Source organism: Mesotoga infera, assembly GCA_011045915.1.
GTDB classification, from domain to species: Bacteria; Thermotogota; Thermotogae; order Petrotogales; family Kosmotogaceae; genus Mesotoga; species Mesotoga infera_D.
This window is the reverse complement of record DSBT01000092.1, coordinates 1-9,754: the sequence shown is the minus strand read 5'-3', so window position 1 is coordinate 9,754 and position 9,754 is coordinate 1. Positions and strand designations below refer to the sequence as shown.

Annotated in this window: 10 protein-coding genes; all 10 read left to right on the top strand. The window is 45.7% G+C overall.

Features of this window, described 5'->3' with window-relative positions; genetic code table 11:
* Positions 1-311 (top strand): ABC transporter permease (locus tag ENN47_03125; GenBank protein ID HDP77174.1); only part of this gene is annotated, 311 nt, incomplete at its 5' end.
* Between the two features lie 45 nt (positions 312-356).
* Positions 357-1,901 (top strand): sugar ABC transporter ATP-binding protein, encoded by a 1,545-nt coding sequence (locus tag ENN47_03120; protein ID HDP77173.1) that lies wholly within the window; start codon positions 357-359, stop codon positions 1,899-1,901.
* Positions 1,902-1,925: 24 nt separating this feature from the next.
* Positions 1,926-2,918, top strand: a complete 993-nt coding sequence (gene dhaK, locus ENN47_03115) for a dihydroxyacetone kinase subunit DhaK (protein HDP77172.1) — start codon at positions 1,926-1,928, stop codon at positions 2,916-2,918.
* Positions 2,919-2,920: 2 nt separating this feature from the next.
* Positions 2,921-3,565 (top strand): dihydroxyacetone kinase subunit L, encoded by a 645-nt coding sequence (gene dhaL / locus ENN47_03110; protein ID HDP77171.1) that lies wholly within the window; start codon positions 2,921-2,923, stop codon positions 3,563-3,565.
* Positions 3,566-3,591: 26 nt separating this feature from the next.
* A complete protein-coding gene (locus tag ENN47_03105; GenBank protein HDP77170.1) occupies positions 3,592-4,707 on the top strand; it encodes a hypothetical protein in 1,116 nt (371 codons plus the stop codon).
* A gap of 290 nt (positions 4,708-4,997) precedes the next feature.
* Complete coding sequence (locus tag ENN47_03100; protein ID HDP77169.1) at positions 4,998-5,747, top strand: cytoplasmic protein; 750 nt, start codon at positions 4,998-5,000, stop codon at positions 5,745-5,747.
* Positions 5,748-5,749: 2 nt separating this feature from the next.
* Entirely contained in the window at positions 5,750-6,754 is a 1,005-nt protein-coding gene (dhaK, locus tag ENN47_03095) for a dihydroxyacetone kinase subunit DhaK (GenBank protein HDP77168.1), read from the top strand.
* Positions 6,755-6,768: 14 nt separating this feature from the next.
* Positions 6,769-7,413, top strand: a complete 645-nt coding sequence (gene dhaL, locus ENN47_03090) for a dihydroxyacetone kinase subunit L (GenBank protein ID HDP77167.1) — start codon at positions 6,769-6,771, stop codon at positions 7,411-7,413.
* A gap of 14 nt (positions 7,414-7,427) precedes the next feature.
* Positions 7,428-8,489: a hypothetical protein gene (locus tag ENN47_03085; protein HDP77166.1), complete on the top strand. Its 1,062-nt coding sequence runs from the start codon at positions 7,428-7,430 to the stop codon at positions 8,487-8,489.
* 84 nt (positions 8,490-8,573) lie between these two features.
* Positions 8,574-9,754 (top strand): sugar ABC transporter ATP-binding protein (locus ENN47_03080; protein HDP77165.1); only part of this gene is annotated, 1,181 nt, incomplete at its 3' end.

Here is a 9,754-nt window from a genome sequence, read left to right as displayed (position 1 = left end):
TTCATGGTTCGCTCGTAGGGCTGGCCGGCGCGCTTAACGCATCTATGCTTGAAGCCGCGGTCCCATACTGCGGGGATACCTATACCTTGCCAGTAATAGCGATAGTTGTCATGGGTGGCATTCCTCTTAGCGGAGGCCGCGGAGGACCAATCGGCACAGTCTTTGGGGCTATGCTGGTAACCGTTCTGATAAGCGGCCTGAATTTCATGAGTGTAACTCCTGAATTCAGAAACGTTGCAATGGGCGCTCTAATAATTGCCGGCGCGCTCATGTCAAATGTCGGAAGGCCGCAGATGATCACCGTTAAGTGATCTTTGGTCTAAAAAAGTGAGACAGAGAATGAGAGGTTTATCTTTATGGATGAAAACGTAAAAGAAAATAGCGGAATCCTCTTCGAGATCAAGGGAGTTGAAAGAAACTATCCAGGTGTGCAGGCATTGAAGGATGTCACTTTCAATATCAACAAGAACGATGTTATAGGATTCGCGGGGGAAAACGGAGCGGGAAAGTCAACTCTGCTAAAGCTTATAGCAGGCGTTGAACCACCCGATAAGGGAGAGATGTTCCTCGAAGGAAAGAAGTATGCTCCTCAAAGCTTCCGGGAGGCCAATACACTCGGAGTCTCGATGGTCTTTCAGGAGCAGAACCTTGTTCAAAGTCTGACTGTTTACGAGAATCTCTTTCTATCGCACGAAAAGCGATTCCAGGTTGCCGGTACTCTCAAGAAGAGACAGATGATCTCCGAAGCAAAACGTTATTTGGAGAGTTTTGGTCTCGACATCGACCCCAGAAAGGAAGTCTCCCGATACTCTTTTCACGAGCGTCAGATGCTTGAGATAATCAGAGCGTTTGTTATTGCAGACATGTACAAAGTTCAGACGCCTCTAATACTTCTCGATGAGCCCACCGCGGCGCTCCCTGAAAAGGAGAGAGAGCTTCTCCTTGAGAGAGTGAAAACCTTTTCGAACAAAGCAACATTTGTATTTGTATCACACCGTCTTTCAGAATTGATGAACGCCTGTAACAGAATCCTGATTCTCAAAGACGGCCAGCTTATAGGAGAAGTGGACCCCGAGCTCTCGGAAGAGAGAGAGATTCACCCGCTCATGGTCGGAAGAGAGTTGAGCGCCGATACATACAGAGTTGAAGATCAGAAGGAATTCAACGGGGATGAAGACCCTGTTTTGAGAGTAAGAAATCTTTCCAAGAAAGGCCTTTACAGCTCCGTTTCTCTGGAAGTGCGTCGAGGCGAGATACTTGGAATAGGAGGCCTCATAGGCTCTGGAAAGAAATTCCTTGGGGAGACGCTCTTTGGAGTGGACGAACCAACAGAGGGAGAGATAATCATTGACGGACATCCCGTGTCTAAATCAACAATTAGAAACATGACCAAGCTTAGAGTCGGGTATGTGCCTTCGGAGAGAAAGGAAAACGGAATAATCGGACTGTCAACTGTGGCCGACAATCTCACTATTACCAGATTCGACGAGTTCAGCAGTCGCTTTGGCTTCTTGAACAACAAAAAGGAACTCAGACTGATCAAAGAGGGAATAGAAAAATTCCGAATAAAGGCGACAAGCGAAGATCTGTGCTTTTCTTTGAGTGGAGGTAATCAGCAAAAAATTGTATTGACCAAGTGGATAATGAAGAATCTCGACATTCTGATTCTCGACAATCCCACCAGAGGAATAGATATCGGAGCCAAAGAGGAGATATACACCTTTATAAGAGAAGCGGCAAACAAGAACCTGGCGATTATTCTGATTACAGACGATCTGCTCGAACTCATAGGATTAAGCAACAGGATAGTTATTATGAAAGATGGAAATGTCTCGCTTATAGTAGATGCCGACAAGAGACGTAAACCAACCGAACAAGAACTCGTGAGAGATATGGTATAAGAATAGCCAAGGTGGTGTAGAGAGATGAAGAAGCTTATCAATGATCCCAAGAGCGTTGTAATCGAAATGTGTCAGGGAATGGTGAAGGCCTTCCCGGAGAATCTTCTACTAGACGAGGAGTTCATGGTAATTTCCAGAAAGAATCCCAACAAAAACAAGGCGATTCTAATCAGCGGCGGAGGAAGCGGCCATGAACCCGCTCATGCAGGGTTCGTCGGCAAAGGAATGTTGGATGCGGCCGTATGTGGTGATGTCTTTGCTTCACCTTCCGTAATGCAGGTCTTCAACGCCATAAAACACAACCATTCGGAACAAGGGGTCTTGCTGATTATAAAGAACTATTCTGGAGACGTCATGAACTTCGAAAGCGCTGCAGCAATGGCTGAAGATTACGATATTAGAGTCGACAGCGTTTGTGTAAATGATGACATTTCTATCGAAAAGAAGGAAGACAGACGGGGCGTAGCCGGAACGATCTTTGTTCACAAGATTGCAGGCGCTCTTGCAGAAAGGGGAGCTTCTCTCAGGCAGGTGAAAGAGATCGCTCAAAGGGTTATTGACAATGTTAGAACAATGGGAGTAGCACTCACATCCTGCACAGTTCCCGCAAGAGGAAAACCGACTTTCGACCTTGAAGAGGACAAGATTGAGGTTGGTGTTGGAATTCATGGAGAAGCAGGAATATTTAGAGACCGATTGCTATCAGCTAAAGAAACTGCCGAGCTAATCATTGAAAAAATACTTGGCGAAATATCCGTGTCAAAGGAAGAAGAGGTTGCCGTACTGATAAATGGATTCGGTGGAACTCCGCTTCAAGAGCTTTTCATAATTAACAACGAGGTAGCCTCGATTCTTAAGGATAAGGGAATAACCGTGGCGAAGACTCTGGTTGGAAGTTATATGACGTCCATAGATATGGAGGGTGCTTCAATCTCAGTTCTTAAGCTTGACGAACAGATGAAGAGACTTCTCTCTGCGCCCTGTGAAACTGCTGCCTGGAAGGAAATGGAGGCTTGAACATGACTGTAATCTCGAAGGATGAATTTATAGAAATAGTTGGGATCGCTGTCGAGTCTATACTGGAAAACGAGCAGTACTTCTGTGATCTCGATTCAGTTGCCGGAGACGGTGACTTCGGAACTTCTTTGGCGAAAGGCTTCTCTGAAGTTAAGTCAAAATGGAAGGATCTCGAAAAGAGCAATGTCGGTACCTTCTTGAGAGACTGCAGCATGATAATAATGGAAAAATGCGGCGGAGCTTCCGGACCAATCTGGGGCAATGCCTTTCTGAGCGCTTCCAGAGTATCTAAGGGAAAGGAGAGTCTCGAAATCGCCGACATCGCCGAGCTTTTCCAGGCAATGGTAGATGGAGTACAGAAGGTCGGCAAAGCTGAATTAGGGGACAAAACTCTTTTGGACTCGCTGATCCCCTTTAAAGACTCCTTGAAGGAAAGTGCGAAGCTGAACGAATCGATAGAAGAGGCCTTTGAAAAGGCAGTAACCAGGGCAGAAGAAGGAGCTGAATCTACGAAAACGATTGTTGCAACTAAAGGAAGGGCAAGATATCTGGGCGACAGGAGCATTGGAGCATATGATGCGGGTGCCAGAGCAGTTGCAGTCATTCTATCAGATATTCAAAAGAGCTTCTTCGAAAAAGCTAAGTGAAACTCCGCCGATGGAAGGTGATTGAATTGTTATTAAGTATTTTTAGACTCAGTCGTTTCACACTACTTGCCTTTTTGTTTGTAGGGAGCTTCTGTGGAGCTTTCTGGGTCGATTCTTATCTGGATAATATCAAAACATCCGGAGTGAAAAGGATTGAAATAAGAAACTATAATACGCAGGACGGGGAGTTATGGATAAAGTTTGCCACTCTGACCGCTGAGTACGATGAATCAGGAAACACCATCCGTGAGAGCAAACTCTCCGGCGACGGTGTTCTGGAGTTTGACTATTCCTATCAGTACGATAGTGAAGGTAATATGCTCACTATGCAAGGTAAGAGGATAGTAAACGACTCAGTATTAGAACATAGTTATGAATACAAGTACGACGAGAACGGGAGACAGACAGAAGGAATTCAGTACTCCTCAGATGGTTCGATAATCTCAAAATACTCTGCAAAGTACGACAAAAGTGGAAACTTCGTCGAAGGAAACGATGTTCAGTATGATTCATCAAACAGCACCAGATACTTAGCCATCTATAACGAACTCGGTTACATGACCGAGGAAACCAAATATATAGTGTATGAGTACAAAGAAAAGGAAGGCCTTCAAACTGAATTCAGAAACGAGTATCAATATGATGACCTCGGGAACTTGCTTCTGGAGATCGGCTATGGCAAGTACGGAGACTTCTCTTACAAATACGTTTATGAATACGATGAAGACAGCAATTTGACGAAGGCGTACAACTACGACGCAAGCGATACGGTCATTTCTGTCTACGAAGCTTTTTACGATGATGAAGGGAATCTAGTAAGCTTCACCTTGTCTGATACAGATGGGAAGCTACTCTCTAAGCATGAAGCTCAATACGAAAATGGCAATATGGTTCTCGAAGTCGACTGTCTTTCGGTGTCGCGCGATCCAGTCTACTCGGCCGAATATAATGATCAAGGGCTGAAACTAAAGGAGACTAACTATAACAGAAATATCGGTGGAAGCCCTCTCACTTACAGCTATGAATACCTCTACGACGGTAGAGGAAACTGTATTCAGGAAAAGTACTTTGTTTATCTTGAAGACGAAGAAGAGTGGAAGCCGATAACAAAGACAGTTTACCTGATTACCTATTATGAGTAAGAAGAGACTTTGACAAGAAAACCATTACACTGTTTCCAAAAACAAAACCTGTTCTAATTAGCTGCGCTAGAACCGCCGGGAATACGAGAACTAAAATTTAATAAAAGTCCTTCGCGCTCATGGTTGGTGCGATGGAAAAGCATAGAGCTTAGAGGTTATGGGTGCCTTGAGTTATAGGGCACCTTTATGCTTTTTTCTTTGGGAATTTGATCACAATTTTGCATTAAAGAAGAATGTTTCACATAAAGGCCCAATGGTGACCTAATTCAAAATCAGAAGGAGGTATTTTCGTGCTTAAAGTATTCTATTGTGGAGATCAGGTAATGCTGATCACAACGTACGTAAAAGGTATGAATTCCTGGACAGATGGAGTGGTACACGATGAAAGTTTTCATCTGAGAAAAGCCCTTGAATCGGATTCGGAAATCGCTTTGACTTATCTTCCAACAAGCGAAGTCCAGAGAAACTTCCCAAAACCGGATGAGCTTGGACAGTACGACGTAATACTTTTCAGCGATGTTGGAACAGACACAGTAATAATGTACGAAGACAGATTTAACAACTGCCCTATGGGGGTCGACAGGCTTGGTGCACTGAAGAAATGGACGCGTGATGGCGGCGGTTTCTGCGGTGTCGGCGGCTGGCTATCATTTGGAGGCATGTTTGGAGTAGCCAAGTGGCACAAGACTCCTGTTGAGGAGATACTTCCCGTCACCTGTTATCCGTATGATGACAGGGTCGAAATTTCTGAAGGAATGACTCCGAAAATTCTCAAGAAAGACCATCCGATCTTCAAGGGAGTAGACTTCGATTCGGCGCCTCCTCTCTTCTCCGGATACAACGAAGTGAAGGCAAAGCCCGAAGGAGAAGTCCTGGCAGAACACAACGGAGATCCAATAATCGTCACCGGTCAGTATGGAAAGGGTAGAACGCTTGCTTTTGCTACCGATCCAGCTCCTCACTGGGGTCGCGGAATGGTTGAATGGAAGGATTACGGTCAATTCTGGGTAAATGTGGTGAAGTGGCTCGGAGGCAAATAGTCATGAAAAAGATAATCAATTCAACTGACAATTTGATCACGGAAATGCTCGATGGAATTGTTATGGCATTCCCTAAGGATTTCAAGAGAGTTGAAGGCTACGACAAAGCCTTGATCACTCCAAGAGCACCTGTGAAGAACAAGGTGGGCATCGCAACCGGTGGCGGTTCAGGTCATTTGCCTCTCTTCCTGGGATATATTGGCGAAAACCTTCTCGACGGCGCCGCAGTCGGCGACGTATTCTCATCGCCTTCGGCCGAAACAATGCTTGCAATTACCAAGGCTATAGACAGCGGGAAAGGTGTTCTCTATTTGTATGGAAACTACGGCGGAGATATCATGAACTTCGACATGGCCGCAGAAATGGCAGAAGAAGAGGGAATCCGGGTGGAAACCTGCATCGGTTGTGACGATGTGGCATCGGCCCCGGCAGATGATGCCGGCTCAAGAAGAGGAATAGCAGGGCTGATCTTCGCATATAAGATTGCCGGCGCAAAAGCTGCCACGGGTGCCTCTCTTGAAGAAGTAAAAGAAACAACCGACAGAGCTCTGAATTTTATCAGAACAATGGGAGTCGCCCTTTCCCCCTGCACGATTCCTGCAGTCGGATTGCCTACTTTCGAGATTGGCGATGATGAAATGGAAATCGGCATGGGCATTCATGGTGAGCGCGGTATAAAGCGCGAAAAACTCAAGAGTGCCGATGAGATTGCCAGTTTCATGACGGAGAGAGTAATCGACGATCTTCCATTCGAATCGGGAGACGAGGTTGCCGTACTTGTCAACGGACTCGGTGCGACAGCTCCTCAGGAACTCTATGTAACCTTCAGAAAGGTCAAGGAGATACTCGATCTGAAGAAAATCAAGATCTACAAGTCATTCGTGGGAGAATACGCAACTTCAATGGAGATGAAAGGTCTTTCGATAACTCTCTTCAAACTTGACAGGGAATTCAAGGAGCTCCTAGATATGCCGGTTCATTCGCCGATGCTTCTGCAGCAATTCTGAGGGGCGGTGATCAAATGAAAGAAGCCATTAGTGCAGCAAAGATCTCAGAGATTCTCTATGGCGTCTGCAATTCACTTGAAAAGAACTATATCGATGAGTTTAGAGCTCTTGACGCGGCTATAGGCGACGGAGATCTCGGCATCACTATAAGAAAGGGCTGTATGGCGATAATCGAAACACTGAAGACTTTTCAGACTGAGGATACTGGAGCTCTGATAAAGAAGTGTGGAATTCAGTTCAATCAGGCAAATCCTTCCACTTTCGGAGTTCTGACGGCAAGCGCATTCATTGAGGGAGGCAAGAAGGTTCTGGGAAAGGAGTCTCTCACTCTGGATGAAATCGCCGGTATGTTCAGGGCTGCACTAGAAGGAATCATGAAGAGAGGAAAGGCAAAAACGGGAGAAAAAACGATGCTCGATGCTCTTGAGCCTGCTGTGGAGGCTCTTGAAAGGGCCGCTTCTGAAGACAAATCTATTTCCGAGGCCTTCGAGAAAGCCGCAGAGGCAGCAGAAGATGGACTGGAAAGAACTAAGGACATGGAAGCAAAGAAGGGCAGAGCAAAAGCATTCGGCAGCCGCACGGTCGGCGAGCAGGATCCCGGAGCAACAGTTGTTTACCGCTTTCTGAGGGAAGTTTCAGAAGAACTAAACAAATCTTGAAAAGGGGTGAAGGAATGAAGAAGCGTTTTATTATTTCGATTCTTGTAATCATGGTTCTAACGCTTTCAAGTATGACGTTCGCAGGAACTGAATATGCGAAAGACGTGACGGTCGCAATCTGTGGGCATGGACTTGAGGCAGAATCCTGTCAGAGAGATTTCCAGCAGGTGAAGATCGAATGCGCTCACAGGGATTGGGAGTTTATCGATGCAATGACCGTAAGAGATCCTGCCCAGCAGCGTGAAACTATGGAGACCTTGATCCAGAAGAAAGTAGATGCCATCGTAATCATCTACTGGGACATGGAAGCTATCGCAGACCTCATTCTCAAAGCAACCGAAGAGGGTATTGGTGTCTACTGTGTTGACACTGAAGTTAAGCCTGGAGTCATTGTTAGTTGTACACAGAATAACGCCGTTGCCGGAGCTCTAATGACCTACTGGGGAATCCAGAGGCTAAACGAGAGAGGGAAAGTGGCGATTTTCAGTGGTAAGTGGCATATTATGAGACGAAGAGCCTATGTCGCCGCAACGCTCTTCGAAAGAGATTGGCCGGCCATTGAGCTTGTTGCCGAAGAATTTCTACCTCTCGTTGGATACGAAGACAGCGCTTTCAACGTTGCAGTCAACTGGATGACGAAGTATGGAAATGACCTCGACTGGATATTTGCCGGTTGGGACACTCCCGGTCAGTACGCCGCACGTGCAATTGAACAGGCGGGATTCGACAAGGACGATATTTTCGTTACCGGTATTGATGGAGGTTCGGCCGTTTACTCTATGATAAGAAGTGGATCTCCATTTGTTGCCACAGTAAGCCAGCCATTTGAATACTACGTTCACACCGTATTTGAAGTCATCAATCAGGTAGAAATGGGAATTGGACCCGATCATCCAGACTCTCTCGTACCTCCGGGAAGAGTCATCTATGCAACTCCATACGTAACAGATGAGACGAATGTTCCCGAACCAGGAAGCTCTATCCATGCTGTATTTGGTTACTACGGAATGGATCCAGACGATCCCGATGCATGGTTCAACTGGCAAGACGCTGGTGGTCCATACAAGATTCAGTAATCTGCCTGTTTTAGAAGCCAATATCGGGAGAGGATTCTCTCTCCCGATATTGATTCTGAATTACCTGGTGAAAGAAGGTCTGATATGTCGGATAAGAATATTGTTTTGAAGACTGTATCCATATCTAAATCCTTTCCGGGGGTCAAAGCCCTAAACAACGTAGACTTCGATTTGCTCGAGGGTGAGATTCACGCTATCTGTGGTGAAAACGGAGCAGGAAAGAGCACTCTCTGCAATGTTCTGACAGGAATAGTGAGACCAGATGAGGGAAATGTCTTTCTCAACGGTGCGGAAGTGAGGCTTACTCACCCTTCCCAGGCCCTTAGACTGGGGATAAGAATGGTTTATCAGGAGCGGAATCTCATCCCTTATCTCACTGGCGCTCAAAACATCCTTTTGAGAGAGGAACCTGTCAAGGGAGGGTTCTTGATAGACGAAAAGGCAATTCTTTCAAAAGCAGAGGACCTATCTGAGCTTTACAACCTAAGAGTGCCTCTAGGCATCCCGGTTGCGCTTCTCAGTTCTGCGCAAAGACAGGCTATAGAGATTCTACGCGCCTTCCTATACAAACCCAAGATACTGATTCTTGACGAGCCTACTTCCAGTCTTACCGAGGCGGAAGTCAAGTCGCTGTTCAGCGCAATCCATCAGATAAAAGATGAAGGCGTTTCCGTCATTCTGATTACTCACAAACTTGAAGAAGTCTTCGAAAACGCAGACAGGATTTCGATATTCAGAAACGGCGAGAGAGTAACCACAAGGAACAAAGAAGACCTTTCTGAGGAAGAGGCGATAAGACTTATGGTGAACAGGAATATTTCTAGCCTCTTTCCCGAAGTGACGAATCGCTCTGGAGACATGATACTGCAGGTCGAAAACCTTAGCGGTTCGGGATTTCTTAAGGATATCAGTATTCACTTGAATAAAGGAGAAGTTCTGGGACTATACGGTCTCATCGGATCTGGAAGGACCGAGTTTATAGAGCACTTATACGGTCTAAGAGAAACAAAGATCGGCAGGGTAATTGTCAAAGGGAAAGAAGTTCAGCCCAATGTACATAGAATGATAGAGGAAGGCGTCTTCCTTGTACCGGATGATAGAAGAGAAAAGGGACTACTTACAAGTTTGAATCTGAAGAAGAATTTGACAATATCATATATCGATGAGTTCTCAAGACTCATGGGAGTTGTCTCGGCCAAAAAAGAGAATTCTCTGGTAAAAAGCATTCTTGACAAGAGTTCGCTAAGTCTTAAGTACTCTAACAT